Raw genomic sequence first — 21557 nt, 5'->3', positions numbered from 1 at the left:
ACAGCGCTTGCCTGCCGGGCCTCCGTATTTTCGGCGGCCGGCCAGCTGTGCTTTTTCAAGAAGAATGGAATGAAGATGATATCAAACTTTCGCAGCGGACTTCTTATGGCGGGGACCATGCTGGCAATCTGCACCACCCTCGCGCAGGCGCATCAGGAGCCGGCTGAAGCTGCCTCCGGCCCCAACCCGCTGGCCGACAAGGTGCGGGCTGTCAACAGCCGGTTTGTCGACGTCAAGGCAGCGGTATCAGAGGGCTATGCGCCTATTCCTTGTGCCAGCGGCATCACCGGCGGCGCCATGGGCATCCACTATGTCAACGGCCAGTATCTGAAGGACGACAAGATCGACATCGCCCGTCCCGAAGCTGTGATGTACGAGCCGATGGCCGATGGCACGCTGAAGCTGGTGGCGGTCGAGTACATCACTTCGAAAGGACCGGCATCGTTGGACGGCCAGCTGTTCAACTTCAACAACGCCCCCAACCGCTATGGCCTGGGTGAATTCTACGAGCTGCATGTCTGGGCCTGGAAAGGGAACCCGACAGGCACGTTCGCCGATATGAATCCGAAAGTGTCATGCGAGCACGCAATGGCGCCGAGCCAATAAGCAATGAGGCCAGGCGGCATTGACGCCGCCTGGCCCGAACGATCGTTTTGCCTGATCGCCTCAGGCGGTCTTGATCAGACCGAGCTGGGTGAGGGCGGCGACGCCGTCATCGAGGCCGATTTCCTCGACGATCCTGCCGTCAACCACCTTCAGCACCGTGGTGCCGGTGAAGCGCATGGTGCGGCCGGTGGCGGCCGGCAGCGAACCGACGAGGAAGTCGCCGAAGGCTGGGCCGGTATGCGTGCCGCCGCCCTCCCACTGGCCGACGACATAGTCGCGCTCGGCAATCAGGTCGGCGGTGGCCCAGAAGTTGAGGTCCGGGAAGGCGGCGCGGAAGTCGGTCATGAAGGCCTTGATATCGTCGCGGCCGCGGCGCGGCTCGTGCAGCGAATATTTCAGCAGCATGTCGGGTGCCGCGATCTCGCCGACGACGGACAGATCGCAATGTTCACCCCAGAAGTGGGTGAACCATCTGACGACGACGGCCTTGTTGTCTTCTTGCTTGGTCATGGGGAGGTCCTTGTTGTTGTCGTGCATGGGATCATCGGCGCCGCCGATGATCCAGGGGTCACCGGCTTGCGCCGCTGACCTGGGCAGCAGTAGGACGATCCGCCAGACACAAAACTCCGGTTCCTGCCGGCCAATCGAAAAGGCGGGTTCGGCGCCGGGCAGGGCCGCCTGGGCCGGAACCCGTTCCGCTGAGCCCAAGCATGGCTGCCCCGCCTCAGCTAGACCCTGGAAATCGGATGGCCACGGGAGAAGGCGATGGCAATGAAGAAGACCTATGAAAAGCCGAGGCTCGAGAAGCGCGAAAGACTGTCCGGCGTGACGGCGGGCAATGTCGTGTCGTCGACCTGGGGAAATTGACGGCTGCCTGGAGTAGTTCGGTACGGCCTTGATGAACAGGGGCTCCCAATCAGACGTCGACACTCCGCCCGCGCGGTAACTGTTTCTTCTCTGGTTTTGCCGCAGATTGCGCCGCGGTGGAGCAGGCGAAGCAGACGATGGCGCGTCAGGGTAAGAAAAGTCGCAATGGAACGTTCTGGGCAAAAGCCCTGGAGCGCGCGCATCTTGGCGTCTGGGACTGGGATCTTGTGACCGGCGACTGCTTTTATTCCGCGACCTGGGCGCGGATGCTAGGCTACGATGAGAGCGAACTGGCCAACACCAGCGACCTTTGGCTGCAACTGACCCATCCCGACGACCGCGAGCGGGCGCTGGCCAGCGGCGACCGCCACATTGCCGGCCTGACCGACGCCATCGAGACCGAATTGCGGCTGAAGCACAAGCAGGGACATTGGGTGTGGGTGCTCGATCGCGGCGGCGTCGTCGAGCGCGACGCGATGGGAAAGCCGCTCAGGCTGATGGGTGTGCAGACCGACATCTCCAAGCAGAAGGCCGCCGAGGCCGAACTCGAGCAGGTCAATGTGCGCTTCCGCCTGGCGCTCGCCGCCAGCGGCACCGGCATCTGGCACCACGACCTCGCGGGCGGCAAAAGTTATTGGGACGAACGCACCAGGGAGATTTTCGGGCTCGTCTCCGACACCGCCGAAGTCGAGCGCGACCACTGGTTCGGCTATCTGCATCCGGACGACAAGGAGGCCGCGTCGCGCGCGCATCTGGTGCCGCTCGAAACGGACAAGGTCACCGCCGTGCAATACCGCATCGTGCGGCGCGACGGAGAGGTCCGGCACATAGAATCCCTGCTGCGTTTCATCGCCGACCCGCAAATCCGGGACCGCCGGCTGGCGGGGCAGATCCTGGGCACGGTGCGCGATATCACCGAAGACAAGCAGCGCGAGCAGGAGCTTGCCTATGCGGCCCGCCATGACGCGCTCACCGGTCTCTTGAACCGCGCCGCGTTCGACCGGCTGCTGGCCGATCATATCGCGGCCGCGCAGTTGCTGCCGCTTTCCGTGTTCTATGTCGATCTCGACTACTTCAAGGCGCTCAACGATTTTGCCGGCCACGCGGCCGGCGACCTGGCACTGAAAAGCGTTGCGCAAGGCATTCTGGGCTGCCTTCCCGCGAAGGCGCATGCCGCGCGCCTGGGCGGTGACGAGTTCGCGCTGCTGATGCCCAATTGCGATGCGGCGCAGGCCGGGCGGCTGGCCGACGCGGTACTTGCCGCGGTTCGCGATGCCGAACTTGGATCGACGGCCACGTCGCGCAAGCTGGCGGCCTCGATCGGTATCGCTTTCGTCGATGACGCCGACACGACGGTGGCCGACGCGCTGGCCTGTGCCGACGACGCCTGCTACGCGGCCAAGGCCGCCGGGCGAAACCGATTTGCCGTCTTCTCCACCGATACGGCATCGGGTTCGGGTGGCCTCAACGCGGCGCGCATCGTCGCCGATACGGTCGATGCCATGGAAGACGGCAGGCTGAAGCTGTTTGGCCAGGAAATCCATCTTCTGGGCCGCCCCTGGCAGGAAAGCCGTCATGTCGAAGTCTTGGCCAGGCTCGCCGCACGCAACGGCCGGCTGGTGCCACCCGGCGAGTTCATTCCGGTGGCCGAGCGGTTCGGCATCGCGTCGCGGCTCGACCGCTGGATCATCCGCACCGCGCTGTCGCGGCATGGTGCCGCCTTGCGTTCGGGGGCGCTGACGCTTGGCTTCAATCTGTCGGCGCAGACGCTGAGCGATCCGCAGCTTTGGGACTTCGTCGACAGCGTCATAGAAGAAACCGGGGCGCCGCATTCGGGCATCGGCTTCGAGATCACCGAAACCGCCGCCGTCACCAATTTCGATGCCGCCGAACAGTTCGTGCGCAAGGCGCGCGAGCGGCGTTGCCGGGTCGGCCTCGATGATTTCGGAGCCGGCATGAGCTCGTTCGAATATCTCCGGCGGTTCCCCGTCGACACGATCAAGATCGACGGTTCCTTCATCGAGCACATCACGCAAAGCCGCTTCGACCGCGAGATCGTGCTGGCCATCACCAGCATTGCCCGTAGCCTCGGTTGCGACGTGGTCGGTGAGAAGATCGAACGGCAGGACACGCTGGCCATGTTGAGCGACATGGGGGTCGCCTTCGGCCAGGGATTTTTGCTGCACCGGCCGGAGCCGCTCGAGCGAATTGTCGCGCGCGCAACCAAGGGAGCGACGGCCCGCAAGGCATCGTGATCCGGGTGCGGCGAGTTTCAGGCCAGGCCGGACTGGCCTGAAACTCGACACTTTCTATCCGGTTCGCCGCGCCGTCGATTGCGGAAACTCCAGCACTCCAGCCTCGGGTCGCCTGTGCTGCGCCTCCGTCACCGCTTCGATCAACAGATCGAGCGCGTCACAGGCGGCACGGCTCGTCTCGTCATTGCCCTGCAGATAATGATAGGCGCGTTCGAGGTGGATGCGGGCGGCTGAAAAATCGCTGGTCAATGGTCCCTCCATGATCCCGCCCTGAAAAGAGCTTGCCGGAGACGAGGGAACGCCGGGTAAATATCCACAAACGGCTTTTATTCAAATGCCGCCGAACTCCCCTACGAGGGGGGAGATTGGCAGTTTCAACGCCGCACAGCTACACTGCGGCCCCTTGCGCAAGGTGACATCGATGATCGTCCAGGCCTGCATCAACGGCGCGCGTCCGCGCGATTTCCACCCGAAGCTGCCGCTGACTGCCGAGGCAATGGCCAGCGATGCGGCAGCCTGCGTCGCCGCTGGAGCGGCCGAACTGCATATCCATCCGCGCGGCACCGACGGACGCGAAAGCCTGGCAGCCGTCGACGCCACGGTGCTGGCGGTGCGCCGGACCTGCCCGGGAACACTGGTTGGCGTGTCGACCGGCGCCTGGATCGAGAACGACGTCGAGCGGACCCGCGCGGCGATCGCCGGCTGGCGAGACCTGCCTGACTATGCTTCGGTCAACCTGTCCGAACCGGATGCGCCCGCCGTGATGGAGTTGCTGCGCCAGCGTGGTGTAGGCATCGAGACGGGGCTTGCCGTCGTCGCCGATGCCGAGCGCTTCGTAGCGCTTCCCGGCCACAACCAGGTGCTGCGCAATCTGATCGAGATCGACATCCCCGATCTGTCCGCTGCACTCGATGAAGCGCATGGCATCGCCGCCGTACTCGAGCGCGCCGGGATACGGCGGCCGATCCTGCTGCATGGCGTCGACACGACTGTCTGGCCCCTCGTCGAGCTTGCGCATCGCCAGCGCTGGTCGACACGGGTCGGTCTGGAAGACGGCAAGACGCTCGCCGACGGCAGGACAGCCAAGGACAATGCGGAAATCGTCGCTGCCGCCGTGGCGATCTTTCGCGGTGCGCCCGTCGTTGCCTCATAGGCAAGCGGCTTGACGTCTCCGTGCGTGCGAAGGTTTCACGACAAAGGTCGTCGCTCTCCGGCATCCAGCAACCATTGCCGCACGGCTTGCGTCGGCTCGGGGTGGCGCTGTTTTCTCGGCATCACGACATAAAAATCCTGCGTGCCGCGCATTTCGCCGCTGACGGGCTGAACCAGACGGCCGGCGGCGAGGTCGGCGGCGACGAGAAAGCGGCTGGCCAGCGCAATGCCCTGGCCGGCCACCGCCGCGTCGATGGCGAGGCCGGTCTGGTTGAAGCGCATGCGTTTGAGTTCGGTCGTCATCTTCAGGCCGACCGCCTTTTCCATGAATTCCGGCCACAGATTGTGGGCATCGTGCAGCAGTACGTGGTGCTGGATTTCGGAGGCCGCGATCTCGATCGCGCCGGCCGGCAGCAGGGCCGGGCTGCACACGGCGACGATCTGCTGGGGAAACAGCAGGTCGACGACCAGCCCGGCGCCGAAGGGTGGGCGGCCCTGCCTGACCGCGATGTCGACGCCATCGGCCTGGAAGCTCGACAGGCTTTCGCTGGCCAGTACGCGCAGGTCGACCAGCGGGTGGTGCGCGACGAAGTCGTGCAGTCTCGGGATAAGCCATTTGGTGGCGAAGCTCGGCGTCACGCTGATCGTCAGCCGCGCCGGCTCGGGACGAAGCAGCAGCGTCGCCTCCGAGATCAGGTCGAAGGCGCGGCGGATGTTGGGGACATAGGCGCGGCCCTCATCGGTCAGCGCCAGGCCGCGCGGCAGCCGCTCGAACAGCTTCGTGCCGAGATCGGCCTCCAGCCCGCGAATGTGCTGGGCGACCGCCCCTTGCGTGACGTTGAGCTCTTCGGCCGCGATGCGGAAGTTGAGATGACGCGCCGAGGCTTCGAAGGCGCGCAGCGCATTCAACGGCGGCAAGCTGAGGAAGGTTTCGGGCATGCAGTAGTTTTTCTACAGGTTGATTTCAGGCATTCTGGTTCGAACCGACGGGGAAAACCAGCTATATCGACGCTCAACTCCCGAAAACACCGCTTGCGGTGCCCGCAAACCCTGAGAGGAAAATCCGATGAGTGTAGAAAAAGTAGCTGTGGTGGTGGCCGGCGGCAGCGGCATGGGGGCGGCGGCGGCCAAGCGGCTGGCGGCGGACGGCTTCAAGATTGCCATTCTTTCCTCTTCGGGCAAGGGCGAGGCGCTGGCCAAGGAGCTTGGCGGGCTCGGCGTCACCGGCTCCAACCAGTCGAACGACGATCTGCAGCGCCTCGTCGACCTGACGCTGGAGCGCTATGGCCGCATCGACGTGCTGGTCAACAGCGGCGGCCACGGGCCGCGTGCGCCGATCCTCGAGATCACCGACGAGCAATGGCACACCGGCATGGACGTCTACCTCCTCAACGTCATCCGGCCGGTGCGCATCGTGGCGCCGCAGATGGTCAAGCAGAAGGGTGGGGTCATCATCAACATCTCGACGGCCTGGGTGGTCGAGCCGAGCCCGATGTTCCCGACGTCCGCCGTGTTCCGCGCCGGCGTTGCCGCCTACACCAAGATCTTCGCCAACACCTATGCCGCCGACAATGTGCGCATGAACAATGTGCTGCCCGGCTGGATCGACAGCCTGCCGGCCACCGAAGAACGCCGCGACAGCGTGCCGATGCAGCGCTACGGCACTTCGGAAGAGGTCGCCGCGACCATCGCCTTCCTGGCGTCGGAGGGCGCCGGCTACATCACCGGCCAGAACATCCGGGTCGACGGCGGCATTATACGCGCTATTTGAGGGCGTCGGCCGGGAGGGGATTCCGGCATCTCACCCCAAGGAGCAAATAATGCGGCTTTTGATACTCGGCACCGGCTGGATGGCGCAGGAACATGCCCGGCGCTTCAGCGCCATCGAGGGCGTCGACATTGTCGGCGCAGTCGATGTCGATCCGGCGCGGGTTGGCGAGTTCGCCGACAGCTTTGACATTCCCAACCGCTTTACCGCGCTGGAGGAGGCGCTGGCATGGGGCGAGTTCGACGCGGTGGCCAATGTCACGCCCGACCGCATCCACCACCCGACCACCATGGCGCTGATCGCCGCCGGCAAGCCGGTGCTGTGCGAAAAGCCGCTGGCCGAAAACTTCGGCAAGGCGACCGAGATGGCCGATGCCGCCGAGGCCGCCGGCATCGTCAACATGGTGAACCTCACCTATCGCAATGTGGCCGCGCTGCAGAAAGCGCGCCAGATGGTGCAAGCGGGCGAGATCGGCACGGTCAGGCATGTCGAGGCGTCCTACCTGCAAAGCTGGCTGGTGTCGAAATTCTGGGGCGACTGGCGCACCGATCCGAAATGGCTGTGGCGGCTGTCGCGCGGCCACGGTTCCAATGGCGTGCTCGGCGATGTCGGCATCCACATCCTCGATTTCGCCAGCTATGGCGCAGCCGTCGACATCGACCATGTCTTCTGCCGGCTGCGCGCCTTCGACAAGGCGCCCGGCAACCGCATCGGCGACTACGGACTCGACGCCAATGACAGCTTCGCCATGACGCTGGATTTTTCCAACGGCGCCTTCGGCGTGGTGCATGCCAGCCGCTGGGCAACAGGCCATCTCAACGAACTGAGTCTGCGAATCTATGGCGAGAAGGGCGGCATCGAAGTGGTGCACAATCTCGACGGTTCGACGCTCAAGGCATGCGTGGGGGAGAATGTCGAGAACGCCATATGGGAAGAGCTCGACCCCGGCACGGTGGAGACCAACTACCAGCGTTTCACTGACGCGGTGCGCACGGGCGTGCAGGCCGAACCGTCCTTCCGCCATGCAGCCGAATTGCAGAAGGTGCTGGATCTGGCCGTGGTGTCGGACGAGAAGCGGGCGGAGCTGCGGGCGAACGCGGAAACGCGGTGAGGGCTCGTACCTCGCGCCCATACCGCGGTAGCTGGAAGGGGCCGAGTTCTGTCAGATCCTCCTCTGGCCTGCCGGCCATCTCCCCCGCAAGGGGGAGATGGCAGCTTCAATTGCTGCGCCTGTCTTGCAACGCTGGAAATTTGCCGAAAGCAGAAATGAGAGCACAATCTCCTCCCTTGCGGGGGAGATGTCCGGCAGGACAGAGGGGGCGCTGTCCCTCCGGCATTTCGTGGTAAGTCATCAGTGCCCGCCTCCTGATCCGTGTCAGGTGGCTTCAGGGGCCGGTCACGAGCGAAAAAAACCAGTTTCTGCAAATTCCCGCCATTGCCGAATTCGATACGGTCGAAGTCGCGGCTTGCCTGCACCCGCGCCTTCGAGATCGCGTCGAGCCGCTTGACCACCTCGGCCCTGGTCTTGCTGCATTTGGGATCGTCGGCGACGGTCAGGCCGTCCGTCGCGGCTTGGATGTCGTGGACCATCTGGACCATGCTGGCGCCATGCACCTTCTCATGGGCGGCGACGCCGGCGATGAAGGTGTCCCAGTTCTTCTGGACGGCCGGCGGCAGGGAGCGGGAGGGTTTCGGCAAAGTGTAGGTGACGATCAGCTTCGGCCGCCCGGCCGTCAGCACGCAGTCCTTGCCGCTGGGCTTGTAATCCCTTAGCCCCCAGGTCAGCTTGAAATTGGTGTAGGCGATGGCGCGGGCAATGCCGAGCTTTGGCCCTTTCTCGCCGATCGAGCGGTAGAGTTCGGCGCCGGACTGGCCCGAGATCGCGTAGGGCTCGATCTTCTCGACCGGCTTCCACTCGGCATGAGCGGTGAGCGGCAAGGCCAGCAGGGCGGCAAAGGACAGACACAGGCGAATGCAGGCTCTCAATCCAACTCTCCGCGAAACAGGACCGGCTGCCGCAAGGGGCAATGCCATCGGATCGCTTTTTCCTATATGCTGGCGACGGGCGCTGCAAATGCCCTGAAGGCAGTCGATTGGGGGGAGCCATGAGAGTTGCACATCTCGTCGTCGCCGGTGCGGTAGCGGTCCTGCAGGCCGCGCAACCGGCGTTTGCCGCGTCGTGCGGCGGCTGGAGCGCCAGGATGGAGGAAGACGAGGGCGGCAGCGTGCTGACGGCCTCGGTCTGCGGCGGGCCGAAAGGCGATGCGTATCTGATGCTGACCTGTTTCGACACGCCGGTGCTGAGCTACGATCTCGGCGCCGACGGCCAGCAATTGGAGCCTGGCATCAGCGGCTCGTTCGCGTTCAAGGCCGACGGCAAGACGGTAACTAAGGCGCTGCAGCTGGAGGCCATGTACAACTACTTCGTGGTCAACCTGGCGAAAGCCGATCCGCTGCTCGACCTGTTGCGCGGCAAAGGCGATGTGTCGGTCAGTTCAGCCAAATATGGCGAGATCAGCTTTCCGCTGAAGGGTTCAAGCGCGGCCATCGGCAAGGTGCTGGCGCAGTGCGGCAAGGCCCAGCCCGCCGATGGGGATTGAGGACTTCGTCATCCGAGGGCCTCCGAGACGGAGCTGCGCTCCTGCTTCGCCCTAGGATTGTTTGAGCAGGATCAGGTAGTTTGGCGGCCGGGACTGCGGCCCATCACCCCACCCAGTCGTACCGTCGCGGCCATCAGTTCCTCGTCCGAAAACCCGGAAAAACCCAGCACCAGGCCTTGCCGGGACGCCCCGCCGATGAACATCGAGGACAAGGCCCTGGCGCCGACACCTGCCGCCTTCGCCGCCTCGACGATCGCCGTGTCCAGCCCGGCGTGCTTCAGCGTCGCCATCAAGTGCAGCCCCTGTTCGGGCACGGTTACTTCGAGGGCATCGCCGCAATGCGTCTCGAGGCCGGCGACCAGCACGTCGCGCGCGGCTTGCACCCGGCGGCGCACGCGCCTGAGATGCGCGGCGAAATGGCCCTCGTTCAACAGGTCGGTCAGCGCGCCTTCGGCCAGCGTCGAGGGGAAGCGATCGGAGCGCGCCCTGACCGCCATCACGGCATCGAGCAGCGCTTCGGGCACCACGACATAGCCGATGCGCAGGCCGGGGAAGAGGATTTTCGAGAAGGTGCCGAGATAGGCGACACGGCCCGAGCCGTCCATGCCCTGCAGCGAGGTCAGCGGCGGGCCGGCATAGCGGAACTCGCTGTCGTAGTCGTCCTCGATGATCCAGGCATCGTTGCGCCGCGCCCAGTCGAGCAAAGCGAGACGGCGGCGCATCGTCATCGTCACGCCGAGCGGATATTGATGCGAGGGCGTGACATAGGCCGCGCGCGCCTTGGAGCACAGGCTTTCGCCGATCTCGGGATCGAGCCCTTCCGCGTCGACGGGTACGCCAAAAACCGTGGCCCCGCTGCCGGCCAGCACGGCGTGCGCCATGGGATAGCAGGGGTTTTCGATCCAGACGGCATCGCCGGGACGAAGTGCTGCACGCACCAGGAGATCGAGCCCCTGCTGCGTGCCCGACGTCAGCACGATCTGGCCGGCGTCGCAGCGCACGCCGCGTGCGGTCCTGAGATAGGTGGCAATTGCCGTGCGCAGCGGCAGGCCGCCGCGCGGATCGCCATAGCGGAAATGCTCCGGTCCGGGGCGGGTGAGGTGGCGCGACAGAAGGATGCGAAACATATCAAGCGTGCGCGGATCGGAGACCGCAACGCCAAGGCCGCAAGGTAGCGACGCCGCGACGTCGATCTCCGCTGGACGCGGCTTGATCAACGTCAGCGGCAGATGCGGCACATCAGGCGCGACGAAGGTGCCGGCGCCGACTTTGGCGACCGCAAACCCCTCCGAGATCAGCATTTCGAAACAGGCAACCGCCGCCGAACGCGACAGGCCGAAGCGCTGTGCGAGATCCCGGGTGGTCGGGAGTTTCGCCCCGGTGGCCAGCGCGCCGGTCTCGATCAGCCGCCTGAGCGCCGCATAGAGCTCGCGGCTGCGCGGGCCGTCGCCCGGCAGGACCGGGATCAGCGCCGACCAATCCGGAAAATTGGTCCGGTTTTTCTTCATAGGATTGGTTCTTTTATCGACCAATGTCATGGCGCATGCTTGGCAGACGACAACCAAGGATGCAAGCCGTGAACGACACGCCAGCCAGTTTTCCGACCACCAGCCGCAACCGCGTCAAGCGCCTGCACGAGCGCGGCAGCTATGACCATGCGGCAGTCTTCGCGGTGCTGGATGCCGGGCTGCTGTGCCATGTCGCCTATACGTTCGACGGCCAGCCCTATTGCACGCCGACCATCCACTGGCGCGAGGACGACATGCTGTACTGGCACGGCTCGTCGGCCAGCCGCATGCTGCGCAATCTGCGCGGCGGCACGCCGGCCTGTCTCACGGTGTCGCATCTCGACGGGCTGGTGCTGGCGCGCTCGGGCTTCAACCATTCGGCCAACTATCGCTCGGCGATGTGTTTCGGCACGGCGCGAATCGTCGACGAGCCGCAGGAGAAACTGAAGGCGCTGGCCGGCGTCGTCGACCGTTTCTATCCCGGCCGGAGCGAGACCCTGCGGCCGATCTCGGCGCAGGAGGCCAAGGCGACGACGGTGATCGGCATGCGTATTGAAGAGGCATCGGCGAAGGTGCGCGCCAAAGGCGTCGGCGACGACGAGGAGGATTACGGGCATCCGGTTTGGGCCGGCGTCATCCCGGTGCGGATGGTGGTCGGCGCCGCCGAGCCGTGTCCGAGGCTGCTGCCCGACATGGAGCGGCCGCGGAACCTGGCTGGATATGCCGAGGGCGCGCGGCTCGATGAGGCGCTGACGCAGGCGCAGCGGGTTTATGAGGGCGAAGTTTAGCCCGCGCCTAGTGGGAGCGTATTCAAATCTTGCCGCTGCCGCCGCCTCGCGATATCTCGACACCATGATCACCTTCCGCCGTGCGCAGGCCTCCGACCTGCCTGATATCGTGGCCATGCTGGCAGACGATCCGCTTGGCGCCGGCCGCGAGGACGCTTCCTTGCCGCTGGCGCAAGGTTATGTCGAGGCTTTCAACGCCATCGACGCCGATCCCAATCAGCTGCTGGCGGTGGCCGTGGATGGCGGCGAGGTGGTCGGCACCTTGCAGATATCTTTCCTTGCCGGGCTCTCGCGCAAGGGCGCGTGGCGCGGCCAGATCGAGGCGGTTCGGGTCGCCGGCCACAGGCGCTCGGACGGCATCGGCAGGCAGATGATCGAATGGGCGATCGACGCGTGCCGCGCGCGCGGCTGCGGCCTCGTTCAACTGACCACCGACAAAGGGCGGGCGGACGCGCATCGTTTTTACGAAAGCCTCGGCTTCACCGGCAGCCATCTCGGCTACAAGAAGAGCCTTTAGGCGGTCGGAAAACGCTGCAACACTTTTGTGGAACTGCTCGCGGCGTTCGAGCAGTGCGCCAGTGCTGGCGCATTCGGGAAACCGTTCAGGCACACTTCAATTCGCGGCCAAGAGGGGATATAGGTCAGTCAAGTTGACCTATATTGCAGCGTCCGGGGAGGCGTGCCGTGACCCTTATGAACCTGTTGGCTTCGCGCTCGTCGCGCATGAAAGCGTCCGAAATCCGCGAGCTGCTGAAGCTGCTCGACCAGCCGGACATCATCTCGTTTGCCGGCGGTATTCCCGATCCGGCGCTGTTCCCAGCCGAGGCGATCCGCGACGCCTATGCCGATGTGCTGGGTGGCGCCGAGGCGGGCGCTGCGCTGCAGTACCAGGTCTCGGAAGGCTATCTGCCGTTGCGGCGCTGGCTCGCCGGGCAGATGGGCAAGCTCGGCGTCGCCTGCGACGAGGCCAACATCTTCATCACCTCCGGCTCGCAGCAGGCGCTGGATTATCTCGGCAAGCTGTTCCTGTCGCCGGGCGACACCGCGCTGGTGACGTGGCCGACCTATCTCGGCGCGCTGCAGGCTTTCAACGCCTATGAGCCGCGCTACGACCGGCTGACCCCGGCCGGCGGCAACATGACGCCCGATGCCTATCGCGCGGCGGCGGCCGCCAATGGCGGCAAGGCCAAATTCGCCTATCTGGTGCCGGATTTCGCCAACCCGACCGGCAACACGCTGAACCGTGAGCAGCGCGAGGCGGTGCTCGACCTTGCCGGCGAACTCGACATCGCCGTCCTCGAGGATGCCGCTTACCGCGCGCTGCGCTATGACGGCGAGGGCGAGCCGCCGATCCTGGCGCTCGATTGTGCCCGGTCCGGCGGCATCGACAAGGCGCGCACGCTCTATTGCGGCTCGTTCTCGAAGATCCTGTCGCCGGGCATGCGGGTCGGCTGGGTGTGCGCGCCGCGCCACATTGTCGAGAAGCTGGTGCTGATGAAGCAGGCTTCGGACCTGCACAGCCCGTCGATCAACCAGGTGGTGATGCATCGCGTCGCCGAAGCCGTGTTCGAAGGCCAGGTGGAAAAACTCATCGACGCCTATCGCGAGCGCCGCGACGGGCTGCTCTCGGCACTGGAAGCCCACATGCCCGAAGGCGTGACCTGGAGCCGCCCGGAAGGCGGCATGTTCGTCTGGGTGACACTGCCGGAAGGGGCCGACGCCACCGAGCTTCTGGCTCGGTCGGTGAAGGAAGCGCGGGTCGCCTTCGTGCCGGGCAACGCCTTTTATGCCGATGGCACCGGGCGCAACACGCTGCGGCTGTCCTTCACGCTCGCCGACCGGCGCGCGGTGAGCGAAGGCATTCCAAGGCTAGCCGCCATCCTGAAGGGATAGGCCGGCGCTGGAAGCCGGCTTTTCCTCCGCCGTTACAGTCACCAGCCGCTCAAGCTTTGAAAGCCTGGTGCGAGCGAGCTTGCGGACCGGCCTTTCGAAACCTTCTTCGCCGTTTTCGACGACGAAGACCAAGGTCATGAAATCGAGCATGAATTCGTCGATGGCTGCCGCGACCTCGCGCGACCTGCCCTTGAACCGGCGCAGCAGAGCGGTTGCTTCCTCGATATCGTCGAGACCGGCGCTGTCGACCAGCGCTTCGAGCCTCTGAAAACAATCCAATCGCAATTCCTCCCACCGCGCCACCAAACCCGGTTGCGAGCGGAAAGTTCCAAACTGTGAGTGGTCTCGCGAAGAAATCGCCTCCATTGCTTGAATTCCGCGGACGGGCCATCGGCAATTTTTTTGTTCGGGTGGAACCTCCGCGGCCAACAAAGGTTCTTACCAGGTCTGATCCCCCCTCAGACCCCTGAAGGCTAGACATGCTTTCCAAAGGCCCGCCGGATCCCCTCCCGGCGGGCCCTTTGTTTGCTGGGAAGTATCCGCATTGACGACGCCCTATCCCAACCTAAATTCGAACCCACACGAGGAGGCGTTTTCATGGAAACCCAGGAATTGCATCGCGGCCGGCTCATCGACCACATCCAACTGGTGGTCAGAAACCTCGCGGCCAGCCGGCGTTTCTACGAGGCGGTCCTGCAGGCGCTCGATGTCCCGATCGGAGGTAGCGGCGCCGACTTTTTCTGGGCCGACGAGCTGTTTGTCTCCACTGCCGACAGCCGGGCCGCACAGGGAAAACTCACCGGCCGCCATCACCTGGCTTTCCAGGCAAGGGACCACGCTATGGTCGACGGCTTCTACAAGGCCGGGCTGGCGGCCGGCGGCACGGACAATGGCGCGCCGGGCGAACGGCCCTATCACCCCGGCTATTACGCCGCCTTCCTGCTCGATCCGGACGGCAACAACATCGAGGCCGTCCATCACGGCCCGCATCGTCGCAGCGCCGCTTCGGTGAAGATCACCTTCTAAGCTGCCGATATTCAGCCGGCCGGGATCGCGGACGCATGGGCGATGCTGGAGAGAGGCTGCCTTGCGTTGCCAGATCGGTGGCCCCGATGCTAACCGTGCAAATGGCGGGTGGGAATCGGTCCCGAAGCAACGTCCGCCACAAATTTTCAATAAAACTCCCCTTACCCCCGTGGAGATATTTTTTTTATGCAAAACCCAGCAAGGGCGATCTGTGCCGCCACGCTTCTATTTGCGATCGGGGCCGTTGGCCTCACAAGTATATCATCCTTTGCTTATATTTCATCGGCGCAGGCCCAGGAGGAATATCTTCCGACCGAGAAGGATTTTGTCGGCAAATGGAAACTCAACGGCGGAGCCATCCGGCCGCCGCGCGATATGAAGGATGCGCCGACACCGGAACAGGAAGCGGCCGCCAGTGAGTTCCAGCAGACGGTGACCGCGTTTTACGGGGCGTTCGATTATCTGGAGATCACGGCGGACGGCCGCTACAATTTTCACCAGCCCGGGGATCCGACGTCGGGGCCTTGCGTCTGGTGCGGAACCTGGTCGTTCAGCAAGAGTTCGGCGTGGCTCGAGCTGGATACGGCGCCCCGGCTGGATATCTACGCCAAGGACGGCGACATGCAGATGACCTACACTGTCGAACCCTACGAAAAATCGAAATATGCGTGGCTGGTTTTCGGCTGGGCGAAGGCCGAGTAGGCGGCGCGCAGCATTCACCACGTTCGTCATCCTCGGGTCTCCGCGACGGAGCTTCGCTCCTGCTCCGCCTGTGGATGACGAAGGCGGGAGAGGCTTCCGCTAACCCCGGATGTCAGCGATGGTTGACCGAAACGGAAGATGACATCTTCTGGGTCGCGCCACTGAATGTCACGGCTTTTCATCCATCTCGTATCCTCGTATACGAGATGGAACCGGCCGACCGAGGAGACCGCATGAGCCCGCCGCCTGAAACCGTGCCGTTTTTCAGCCAGTGGGAAACGCCTGACATGACGCTGGACGTGCTCGCCGACGGCGCGGATGTTGCGCTCAGGCGCGATCCGCTGTGGAGGCGATCCGGGGCGGAGACCCTCGATGAATACGCAATCTGGGCCGCCAACATCTGCGGCATGGCCTGCCTTAAGATGATCCTGGCCAGCCGCGGCGAGATCGTGCCGACGATCGAACTTGCCAGGCGCTGCACCTTATATGGCGGCTATGTCGTCAATGAGGGATCGATCAAGGGGCTGATCTACGCGCCCTTCGTCAGCTTCGTGAAGGAAGCTTTCGGCCTGCGCGCCGAGGTGATGACCAATGTCGCCACATCAGACATTCCGGCGATCATGCAGCGGACGCGCTTCTTCATCGCGTCGGTCAGCAGCTCGATCCGCTGGCCCGAGCGCGAGCCGCCCTCGAAGGGCGGCCATCTGGTGCTGATCACCGCGGCATCCGACGAAGGTTTCCGCTTTCACAACCCGTCCGGCCATGAGCCCGCCACACAGGCAGACGCAGTGTTGTCACCGGCCGATTTCGACCGCTTCTTTGCCAATCGCGGCATTGCCGTCGCCATTTGATTTTTTGACAGTCGAGGGATTTCGATGACCGACAAGACAAGAGTGGCCATCCTCTATGGCGGGCGTTCGGCCGAGCACGACGTGTCGCGCCTTTCGGCCGCCAATGTGCTGAAGGCGATCGACCGGACGCGCTACGATATCGTGCCGATCGCCATTTCGCGAGGCGGCAGGTGGCTGCTGCAACAACTCGATCGCGCCGCGGCGATCGGCGATGAGGCGGCAGGGGCGCCGGCCTCCGAAGACGGCCCGGAGGTTGCTTTGTTGCCCGGCGGCAAGGGCCGGCTGGTTGCGGTGTCGCGGGATGGTACGCAGCCTGAGCTGCCCCCCATCGACGTCGTGTTCCCGGTGCTGCACGGGCCGTTCGGCGAGGACGGCTCGGTGCAGAGCTATGCCGAGGTCGCCGATGTCGCGTATGTCGGCTGCGGCATTCTCGCCTCGGCCGCCGCCATGGACAAGGACGTCGCCAAGCGGCTGATGCGCGAGGCGGGACTGGCGGTTGCCCGCTCCGTCACCGTGCATCGAAACGGCAAACATTCCTTCCAGGAGATTGCCGGGACGCTCGGCCTGCCTTTCTTCGCCAAGCCGGCGCGCCAGGGCTCGTCCTTCGGGGTCAGCAAGGTGAATGACAGGGACGGCTTCGAGCAGGCCATCGACACGGCTTTCCGCTACGATGGCAAAGTGTTGATCGAGGAATTCGTCAAGGGCCGCGAGATCGAGTTCTCGGTGCTGGAGCGCGCCGACGGGTCGCTGACGGTGTCGCTGCCCGGCGAGATCATTCCGGCCGGCAAGCACGGCTTCTACACCTATGAGGCCAAATATCTCGATGCCGACGGCGCGCTGGTCAAGGTGCCCGCCGATGTCCCGGCCGATGTGGCCGAAAAGGCCAGGGATATGGCGCGGCAGGCGTTCCAGGCGCTTGGCTGCGAAGCCATGGCGCGCGTCGATTTCTTCCTGCGCACCGACGGCAGCCTGCTTGTCAACGAGGTCAACACCATTCCCGGCTTCACCGACATCTCGATGTATGCCAAGGCGCTTGCCGCCTCAGGCATCGGCTACAGCCAGACCATCGACGTGCTGATCGAGCACGCGCTGGCCAGGCATGCGGCGCGCTGATCCGATCGGGCGAGCCTGACTTCCATTTAGCCCTTCGGGAGCGGCCGGTGCGGGCCGGATCATTGCCTGTGAGTGCGGCGTATTTCATCGTTGGCTAAAGTTGCACGTCCGCTCTATATGCCCGATCATGGCATTTGGCAGGGGAGGCATCACGTGGCCAATCGTCGAAACGGCACGGCGTCTCCGGCTGATGGGCTGGGGGACACCCTTTCAGCGACCGCGCCCCATCCGCGAACCTCTTTGCCCAATGTGGCGGCCATCGTCACGACAGTGGCGGCACTGTATTTCGGGCGCGAGGTTTTCCTGCCGATCGCCATCGCGCTGCTGCTGACCTTCGCACTGGCGCCGCTTGTCGCAGCGCTAAAAAAGCTCGGCATTCCCCGGATTGCCGCCGTCATCGCCAGCGTGCTCGGCGCCTTCGCGGCGCTTGGCCTGTTCTCCTTCATCGTCGCCACGCAGGTCAGCGAACTGGCGCAGAACATCCCGGTCTACCAGACCAACATCCTGACCAAGATCCGCTCGCTCAAGGAAACCGGGGTCGGCGGCGGGATCCTTGCCAGACTGAGCAAGGTGGTCGAGCGGGTCGGCCAGGAGATCGACAGGCAAGACCCCTCGCTGCCGGTCGCCACCCCGGAAAAGCCGCCGCGCGAGCCGGTGCCCGTCGAGATCGTCGCGCACGAAAGGCCGCTTCAGGTCCTGCAGAATGTCGTCGGGCCGCTGATCAGCCCGCTTGGGTCGGCCGGGCTGATCATTGTCGTCGTCATCTTCATGCTGCTCGAGCGGGAGGATCTGCGCGACCGCTTCATCCGGCTTGTCGGCTACGGCGACCTCCACCGCACCACCGAGGCACTTCAGGATGCCGCCAAGCGGGTGGGCCGCTATCTCTTGATGCAGTTGGTCGTCAACATCGTCTACGCCATACCGATCGCGATCGGGCTCTGGGCCCTCGGTATTCCCAATGCGCTGCTGTGGGGGCTGCTGGCCCTGGCGCTGCGTTTCGTTCCCTATATCGGCCCGATCATAGGCATGCTTTTGCCGCTGTTCCTGGCGCTGGCCGTGGCACCGGGCTGGTCGCTCGTGCTGTGGACAGCCGCCCTGTTCGTGGTGATGGAACTGATCACCGGCAATGTCATCGAACCCTGGCTCTACGGTTCGCGAACGGGACTGTCGCCGCTGGCGATCATCGTCGCGGCGATTTTCTGGACGTGGCTCTGGGGGCCACTCGGGCTGATCCTGTCGACGCCGCTCACTGTCTGCCTGGTGGTGCTGGGCAGGCACGTGCCGCAGTTTGAATTCCTGGACGTGCTGTTCGGCAACGAGCCCGTGCTCGAACCCCATGCGCGCCTGTACCAGCGGCTGCTGGCCGGCGATCCGGAAGAAGCCACCGATCATGCCGAGGAGATGCTGGAGGAGAAATATCTGGTCGAATTCTATGACAAGGTTGCCATTCCGGCGCTTCTGCTGGGCGAACAGGACCGTGTGCGCGGCGTCATGGGCGATTTGCAAAGGCGGCAGGTGGCGGCCAGTGCCCTGATGCTGGTCGCCAATCTCGACGACAGCGCGCAGGAGGAGGCAGGCGAGGAGGAGGGGCCGCCCGTGGCCGCAGAGGCGAGCGACGATGACGATCCCGGCGGGGAGGACGAGACCGAACTGCCCGATGGCACGGATATGTCCGTGCTTTGCGCCGGGGGGCGTGGCGAGCTCGACGACGCCGCTGCCGCGATGCTGGCGCAGGTGCTGGAGGTCCAGGGCGCGACGGTGTCGAAAGCCAGCTTTGCCGATATGGAACCCGCCGGCATTCGCCGCCTTGAGCTCGAAACCGTCGACACCGTCGTGGTCGGATTCCTGAACCGGGATTCCATCAAGCACGCCCGCTTTCTGGTCCGCCGGCTGAAGCGTGCGAAGGCCGCACTTCGGGTGGGAATCGTGTTCTGGTCGGAGGCCGACAGCCAGGACAAGGAGACGGCGGGCAAACTGGCGCGTGACATGAACGCGGATTTCGTGGCGCATGGCATGGTCGACGCCGTGCTGGGCGCGCTGTCAAACGAGCCGCCGGTCGCGCTCAAGCTTGTCGCCAAACGGCGCATGCGGCGACAGCGGGCCGCGTCCAAGAAGGTTACCGCGGCAGCGGCGGGTTGACCGAAATCGGCTGAAGGCCGGTGGAACCAGGCGGCCCTCCGCGCGGCCTTACGAAATTAGTTACCCGTCGGCGGTGAGAAATGCTCGAAATCGCCCAGCCCAGGAAGCCGACCGGTCGGCGATCGTGCAACTGTGGCATCAGGGCTGGCATGATGCCCATGCGCATCTGGTTTCAGCCGAAATCCTGGCGTACCGAACGCCGGCGCATTTTGCGCTGTGGCTGGAGCAATCCACCGATGCCTTCCATGTGGCGGCTGCCGATGGATTGCTTGGCTTCGTCTCGATAAACGGGGCGGAGCTGGTCAAACTCTATGTAAGCCCGCAGGCACGGGGAAGCGGAACCGCCCGCGATCTGCTGTCTTATGCCGAGCATCTCTTGTGCGAACAGGGCGTGGCGGAGGCCGAGCTTTTCTGCACGGCGGGAAATGTCCGCGCGCAGAGATTTTATGCCCGCGAAGGATGGCGCTTGAGCCGCAGCTTCGAAGACGCACTTTGGCTGCCGGATGATGCCGCCGGCAGGTTCACCGTGGAAACCCACTGCTATCGGAAGCATCTGGGCTTTCGTTAGCATCACTATTCGGAACGAGCTTGGCGAGATTGTCGCGGACGCTGGAGCAGGCGCCCCCTACCGGTCGACCATCGCCATGCCCCGATCGGTGTAGCGCGGGCCGGAGATTTTTCCCGGCGCGAGCGCTTCGTCGAGCGCGGCCATCTCGGCGGCATCGAGTTTGATAGCGGCGCCGGCGACGTTCTCTTCCAGGTATTTTCTGCGCTTGGTGCCGGGGATCGGCACGATGTCGATGCCAAAGCCGTCGCCCTTCGCCAGCAGCCAGGCCAGCGCGACCTGGCCGGGCTTGACGCCGCGGGCAGCGGCGATGTCGCTCACCTTGGCGGCCGCCTCGACATTGGCGTCGTAGTTTTCGCCCTGGTAGCGCGGGTCGTTGCGGCGATAATCGCCGTCGGGATAGTCTTCCGCACGCTTGACCTGGCCGGTGAGAAACCCTCGGCCGAGCGGCGAGAACGGCACCAGGCCGATGCCGAGTTCGCCAAGCAGCGGGATGATCTCCGGCTCCAGATTGCGCTCCCACAGCGAATACTCGCTCTGCAACGCCGACACCGGATGCACGGCATGCGCCCGGCGGATGTTGGCTGCACCCGCTTCCGACAGGCCGAAGAAGCGCACCTTGCCTTGCGCGACGAGTTCGCCGACGGCGCCCGCGACATCCTCCATCGGCACCGCCGGGTCGACGCGGTGCTGGTAGAGCAGGTCGATACGGTCGGTTCCGAGGCGGCCGAGCGAGGCTTCCACCGCCTCTCGAATGTGCTCGGGCCGGCTGTCGGTTCCGGTCTGCTTGCCGTTTTCGATGCGGAAGCCAAATTTCGTGGCGATCGTCACCTGGTCGCGCTTGCCCTTCAATGCCCGGCCGAGCAGGGCTTCGTTGTCGTAAGGGCCATAGACTTCGGCGGTGTCGAGGAAGGTGCAGCCGAGGTCGATGGCACGGTGCAGCGTGGCGATGGATTCGGCCTCGTCGGCCGGGCCATAGGACTGGCTCATGCCCATGCAGCCGAGGCCGATAGCCGAGACCTGCAGCCCCTGGCTGCCGAGCTTGCGTGTTTTCAGGGTCATGGCAGGCGTTCTCCGGAGGGGGCGCAGCGATTATAGCGTCAGCAGGTTCAATCGATACGCCTATTCGATCACGATGTGGCTATTCGATAAGGATGTGGCTATTCGATCAGGATGTGGGCTTCGCGCGCTGCTTCGACGAGCGCCGCCCTGGCGACGTCGGGGGCAACATCGCCGCTCGTCGCCCGCTGGCAGGCGCGCAGTGCGGACCGATGCTTCGGGCTGCCTGCGTCACGCCAATGTGTGGTGAGCAAATCAATGGCCTGCTGTGTGTTGGACAGATGATGGATGGAACCGGTGACGCCGACCGAAACCGCCACAGGTTTGGAGAACCATGCCGTTTGCATTGGAACCACCTCAATTGGGCTGAAGCAATAAACGCTTACGTCCGCTCAAGGTTTCGTCGCTACCAATCAATCTGGCGTGATAGATTGCCGATACCCCCCAGCGGCATTGGGCCCCACATTGTCCGCGGGGCTCACATGTTCGAGGCGACGTCGCGGGTGGGCGGTGTTTTGGGTTTGTGGGCGGCGCGTTGCCGCGTCGCCTGGTGGGCAGGGCGGGGTTTGACCGTGTTCACGGTCGTGGGCGCCTGCGCCTTGCGGCGCTTGAGCCAGTTGGCTGATAGTTCGGCAAGGAGACTGCGCAAGTCTTTCACGACGTCC

Annotated in this window: 24 protein-coding genes and 1 pseudogene; 16 read left to right on the top strand and 9 right to left on the bottom strand. The window is 64.5% G+C overall.

The annotated features are described in order from the left end of the window. The first annotated feature begins 69 nt into the window (after window positions 1-69). Entirely contained in the window at window positions 70-606 is a 537-nt protein-coding gene (locus AC0L2D_RS03430; protein WP_196815378.1) for a hypothetical protein, read from the top strand. 60 nt (window positions 607-666) lie between these two features. Here AC0L2D_RS03430 and AC0L2D_RS03425 read toward each other — a convergent pair whose 3' ends face one another. Beyond that, entirely contained in the window at window positions 667-1116 is a 450-nt protein-coding gene (locus AC0L2D_RS03425; protein ID WP_473540355.1) for an ester cyclase, read from the bottom strand. A 255-nt stretch (window positions 1117-1371) separates the two neighbouring features. Here AC0L2D_RS03425 and AC0L2D_RS03420 point away from each other — a divergent pair, with 255 nt between their 5' ends. Both AC0L2D_RS03420 and AC0L2D_RS03415 read left to right on the top strand, forming a co-directional pair. After that, window positions 1372-1473, top strand: a complete 102-nt coding sequence (locus AC0L2D_RS03420) for a hypothetical protein (protein ID WP_013530742.1) — start codon at window positions 1372-1374, stop codon at window positions 1471-1473. 137 nt (window positions 1474-1610) lie between these two features. Further along, window positions 1611-3728, top strand: coding sequence for an EAL domain-containing protein (locus tag AC0L2D_RS03415; RefSeq protein ID WP_275952645.1), 2118 nt, complete (start codon window positions 1611-1613; stop codon window positions 3726-3728). A gap of 54 nt (window positions 3729-3782) precedes the next feature. Here AC0L2D_RS03415 and AC0L2D_RS03410 read toward each other — a convergent pair whose 3' ends face one another. After that, entirely contained in the window at window positions 3783-3977 is a 195-nt protein-coding gene (locus AC0L2D_RS03410) for a hypothetical protein (RefSeq protein ID WP_024501638.1), read from the bottom strand. A 172-nt stretch (window positions 3978-4149) separates the two neighbouring features. Here AC0L2D_RS03410 and AC0L2D_RS03405 point away from each other — a divergent pair, with 172 nt between their 5' ends. Then, complete coding sequence (locus AC0L2D_RS03405) at window positions 4150-4881, top strand: 3-keto-5-aminohexanoate cleavage protein (RefSeq protein WP_473540354.1); 732 nt, start codon at window positions 4150-4152, stop codon at window positions 4879-4881. A 35-nt stretch (window positions 4882-4916) separates the two neighbouring features. Here AC0L2D_RS03405 and gcvA read toward each other — a convergent pair whose 3' ends face one another. Continuing rightward, window positions 4917-5819, bottom strand: a complete 903-nt coding sequence (gene gcvA, locus AC0L2D_RS03400; RefSeq protein ID WP_063168574.1) for a transcriptional regulator GcvA — start codon at window positions 5817-5819, stop codon at window positions 4917-4919. Between the two features lie 127 nt (window positions 5820-5946). Here gcvA and AC0L2D_RS03395 point away from each other — a divergent pair, with 127 nt between their 5' ends. Together AC0L2D_RS03395 and AC0L2D_RS03390 are read left to right on the top strand one after the other, a co-directional pair. Continuing rightward, on the top strand, window positions 5947-6651 hold the full coding sequence (locus tag AC0L2D_RS03395) for an SDR family oxidoreductase (protein WP_473540353.1): 705 nt from the start codon (window positions 5947-5949) through the stop codon (window positions 6649-6651). A gap of 49 nt (window positions 6652-6700) precedes the next feature. After that, window positions 6701-7759 carry a Gfo/Idh/MocA family protein gene (locus AC0L2D_RS03390; RefSeq protein WP_473540352.1) on the top strand — a complete coding sequence of 353 codons (1059 nt, stop codon included), beginning with the start codon at window positions 6701-6703 and terminating at the stop codon, window positions 7757-7759. 392 nt (window positions 7760-8151) lie between these two features. Here AC0L2D_RS03390 and AC0L2D_RS03385 read toward each other — a convergent pair. After that, window positions 8152-8682: pseudogene (locus AC0L2D_RS03385) on the bottom strand (DUF922 domain-containing protein); the annotation flags it as partial. Window positions 8683-8753: 71 nt separating this feature from the next. Here AC0L2D_RS03385 and AC0L2D_RS03380 point away from each other — a divergent pair. Continuing rightward, a complete protein-coding gene (locus AC0L2D_RS03380; protein ID WP_473540351.1) occupies window positions 8754-9248 on the top strand; it encodes a hypothetical protein in 495 nt (164 codons plus the stop codon). 71 nt (window positions 9249-9319) lie between these two features. On the opposite strand, the gene pdxR is transcribed toward AC0L2D_RS03380, so the two are convergent. Next, the gene (gene pdxR, locus AC0L2D_RS03375) at window positions 9320-10756 is read right to left on the bottom strand and encodes a MocR-like pyridoxine biosynthesis transcription factor PdxR (RefSeq protein ID WP_473540350.1); all 1437 of its coding nucleotides are present in this window, start codon (window positions 10754-10756) and stop codon (window positions 9320-9322) included. A 35-nt stretch (window positions 10757-10791) separates the two neighbouring features. On the opposite strand from pdxR, the gene AC0L2D_RS03370 reads away from it, so the two are divergent. From AC0L2D_RS03370 to AC0L2D_RS03360, 3 genes are all read left to right on the top strand, one after another. Next, window positions 10792-11544: a pyridoxamine 5'-phosphate oxidase family protein gene (locus AC0L2D_RS03370; protein ID WP_064993916.1), complete on the top strand. Its 753-nt coding sequence runs from the start codon at window positions 10792-10794 to the stop codon at window positions 11542-11544. 64 nt (window positions 11545-11608) lie between these two features. Then, a complete protein-coding gene (locus AC0L2D_RS03365; RefSeq protein ID WP_473540349.1) occupies window positions 11609-12061 on the top strand; it encodes a GNAT family N-acetyltransferase in 453 nt (150 codons plus the stop codon). A 176-nt stretch (window positions 12062-12237) separates the two neighbouring features. Then, window positions 12238-13437, top strand: a complete 1200-nt coding sequence (locus AC0L2D_RS03360) for an aminotransferase-like domain-containing protein (protein WP_224675790.1) — start codon at window positions 12238-12240, stop codon at window positions 13435-13437. On the opposite strand, the gene AC0L2D_RS03355 is transcribed toward AC0L2D_RS03360, so the two are convergent. After that, complete coding sequence (locus AC0L2D_RS03355; protein ID WP_245459131.1) at window positions 13414-13716, bottom strand: hypothetical protein; 303 nt, start codon at window positions 13714-13716, stop codon at window positions 13414-13416. The genes AC0L2D_RS03360 and AC0L2D_RS03355 overlap by 24 nt on opposite strands. A 318-nt stretch (window positions 13717-14034) precedes the next feature. On the opposite strand from AC0L2D_RS03355, the gene AC0L2D_RS03350 reads away from it, so the two are divergent. From AC0L2D_RS03350 to AC0L2D_RS03325, 6 genes are all read left to right on the top strand, one after another. Continuing rightward, window positions 14035-14463 (top strand): VOC family protein, encoded by a 429-nt coding sequence (locus AC0L2D_RS03350; protein WP_013530756.1) that lies wholly within the window; start codon window positions 14035-14037, stop codon window positions 14461-14463. Window positions 14464-14649: 186 nt separating this feature from the next. Further along, complete coding sequence (locus tag AC0L2D_RS03345; protein WP_013530757.1) at window positions 14650-15165, top strand: hypothetical protein; 516 nt, start codon at window positions 14650-14652, stop codon at window positions 15163-15165. Window positions 15166-15398: 233 nt separating this feature from the next. Further along, window positions 15399-16016: a C39 family peptidase gene (locus AC0L2D_RS03340; protein ID WP_024501618.1), complete on the top strand. Its 618-nt coding sequence runs from the start codon at window positions 15399-15401 to the stop codon at window positions 16014-16016. Window positions 16017-16040: 24 nt separating this feature from the next. Next, window positions 16041-17129 (top strand): D-alanine--D-alanine ligase family protein, encoded by a 1089-nt coding sequence (locus AC0L2D_RS03335; RefSeq protein ID WP_473540348.1) that lies wholly within the window; start codon window positions 16041-16043, stop codon window positions 17127-17129. Between the two features lie 117 nt (window positions 17130-17246). Further along, window positions 17247-19268: an AI-2E family transporter gene (locus AC0L2D_RS03330; protein ID WP_473540578.1), complete on the top strand. Its 2022-nt coding sequence runs from the start codon at window positions 17247-17249 to the stop codon at window positions 19266-19268. A gap of 124 nt (window positions 19269-19392) precedes the next feature. Beyond that, complete coding sequence (locus AC0L2D_RS03325) at window positions 19393-19836, top strand: GNAT family N-acetyltransferase (RefSeq protein WP_473540347.1); 444 nt, start codon at window positions 19393-19395, stop codon at window positions 19834-19836. 57 nt (window positions 19837-19893) lie between these two features. Here the strand turns inward: AC0L2D_RS03325 and AC0L2D_RS03320 are convergent, their stop codons facing one another. The 3 genes from AC0L2D_RS03320 to AC0L2D_RS03310 all read right to left on the bottom strand — a co-directional run bounded on the left by AC0L2D_RS03320 (window position 19894) and on the right by AC0L2D_RS03310 (window position 21550). Continuing rightward, window positions 19894-20895 (bottom strand): aldo/keto reductase, encoded by a 1002-nt coding sequence (locus AC0L2D_RS03320; RefSeq protein WP_473540346.1) that lies wholly within the window; start codon window positions 20893-20895, stop codon window positions 19894-19896. Window positions 20896-20993: 98 nt separating this feature from the next. After that, window positions 20994-21239 carry a DUF982 domain-containing protein gene (locus AC0L2D_RS03315; RefSeq protein ID WP_013530762.1) on the bottom strand — a complete coding sequence of 82 codons (246 nt, stop codon included), beginning with the start codon at window positions 21237-21239 and terminating at the stop codon, window positions 20994-20996. Between the two features lie 131 nt (window positions 21240-21370). Further along, on the bottom strand, window positions 21371-21550 hold the full coding sequence (locus AC0L2D_RS03310) for a hypothetical protein (protein ID WP_024501614.1): 180 nt from the start codon (window positions 21548-21550) through the stop codon (window positions 21371-21373). Window positions 21551-21557: the final 7 nt, after the last annotated feature.

Source organism: Mesorhizobium sp. WSM4833 (assembly GCF_055811095.1).
This window is presented reverse-complemented; position numbering and strand designations above follow the sequence as displayed.

What these genes read in the sequence shown, in the direction of transcription:
- AC0L2D_RS03390 (WP_473540352.1), top strand. Translation starts at nt 6,701, where the DNA reads ATGCGGCTTTTGATACTCGGCACCGGCTGGATGGCGCAGGAACATGCC.
- AC0L2D_RS03405 (WP_473540354.1), top strand. Translation starts at nt 4,150, where the DNA reads ATGATCGTCCAGGCCTGCATCAACGGCGCGCGTCCGCGCGATTTCCAC.
- AC0L2D_RS03330 (WP_473540578.1), top strand. Translation starts at nt 17,247, where the DNA reads ATGCCCGATCATGGCATTTGGCAGGGGAGGCATCACGTGGCCAATCGT.
- AC0L2D_RS03420 (WP_013530742.1), top strand. Translation starts at nt 1,372, where the DNA reads ATGGCAATGAAGAAGACCTATGAAAAGCCGAGGCTCGAGAAGCGCGAA.
- AC0L2D_RS03370 (WP_064993916.1), top strand. Translation starts at nt 10,792, where the DNA reads ATGCTTGGCAGACGACAACCAAGGATGCAAGCCGTGAACGACACGCCA.
- AC0L2D_RS03350 (WP_013530756.1), top strand. Translation starts at nt 14,035, where the DNA reads ATGGAAACCCAGGAATTGCATCGCGGCCGGCTCATCGACCACATCCAA.
- AC0L2D_RS03395 (WP_473540353.1), top strand. Translation starts at nt 5,947, where the DNA reads ATGAGTGTAGAAAAAGTAGCTGTGGTGGTGGCCGGCGGCAGCGGCATG.
- gcvA (WP_063168574.1), bottom strand. Translation starts at nt 5,819, where the DNA reads ATGCCCGAAACCTTCCTCAGCTTGCCGCCGTTGAATGCGCTGCGCGCC.
- AC0L2D_RS03360 (WP_224675790.1), top strand. Translation starts at nt 12,238, where the DNA reads ATGAACCTGTTGGCTTCGCGCTCGTCGCGCATGAAAGCGTCCGAAATC.
- AC0L2D_RS03345 (WP_013530757.1), top strand. Translation starts at nt 14,650, where the DNA reads ATGCAAAACCCAGCAAGGGCGATCTGTGCCGCCACGCTTCTATTTGCG.
- AC0L2D_RS03320 (WP_473540346.1), bottom strand. Translation starts at nt 20,895, where the DNA reads ATGACCCTGAAAACACGCAAGCTCGGCAGCCAGGGGCTGCAGGTCTCG.
- AC0L2D_RS03335 (WP_473540348.1), top strand. Translation starts at nt 16,041, where the DNA reads ATGACCGACAAGACAAGAGTGGCCATCCTCTATGGCGGGCGTTCGGCC.
- AC0L2D_RS03315 (WP_013530762.1), bottom strand. Translation starts at nt 21,239, where the DNA reads ATGCAAACGGCATGGTTCTCCAAACCTGTGGCGGTTTCGGTCGGCGTC.
- AC0L2D_RS03430 (WP_196815378.1), top strand. Translation starts at nt 70, where the DNA reads ATGAAGATGATATCAAACTTTCGCAGCGGACTTCTTATGGCGGGGACC.
- AC0L2D_RS03425 (WP_473540355.1), bottom strand. Translation starts at nt 1,116, where the DNA reads ATGACCAAGCAAGAAGACAACAAGGCCGTCGTCGTCAGATGGTTCACC.
- AC0L2D_RS03415 (WP_275952645.1), top strand. Translation starts at nt 1,611, where the DNA reads ATGGCGCGTCAGGGTAAGAAAAGTCGCAATGGAACGTTCTGGGCAAAA.
- AC0L2D_RS03340 (WP_024501618.1), top strand. Translation starts at nt 15,399, where the DNA reads ATGAGCCCGCCGCCTGAAACCGTGCCGTTTTTCAGCCAGTGGGAAACG.
- pdxR (WP_473540350.1), bottom strand. Translation starts at nt 10,756, where the DNA reads ATGAAGAAAAACCGGACCAATTTTCCGGATTGGTCGGCGCTGATCCCG.
- AC0L2D_RS03365 (WP_473540349.1), top strand. Translation starts at nt 11,609, where the DNA reads ATGATCACCTTCCGCCGTGCGCAGGCCTCCGACCTGCCTGATATCGTG.
- AC0L2D_RS03380 (WP_473540351.1), top strand. Translation starts at nt 8,754, where the DNA reads ATGAGAGTTGCACATCTCGTCGTCGCCGGTGCGGTAGCGGTCCTGCAG.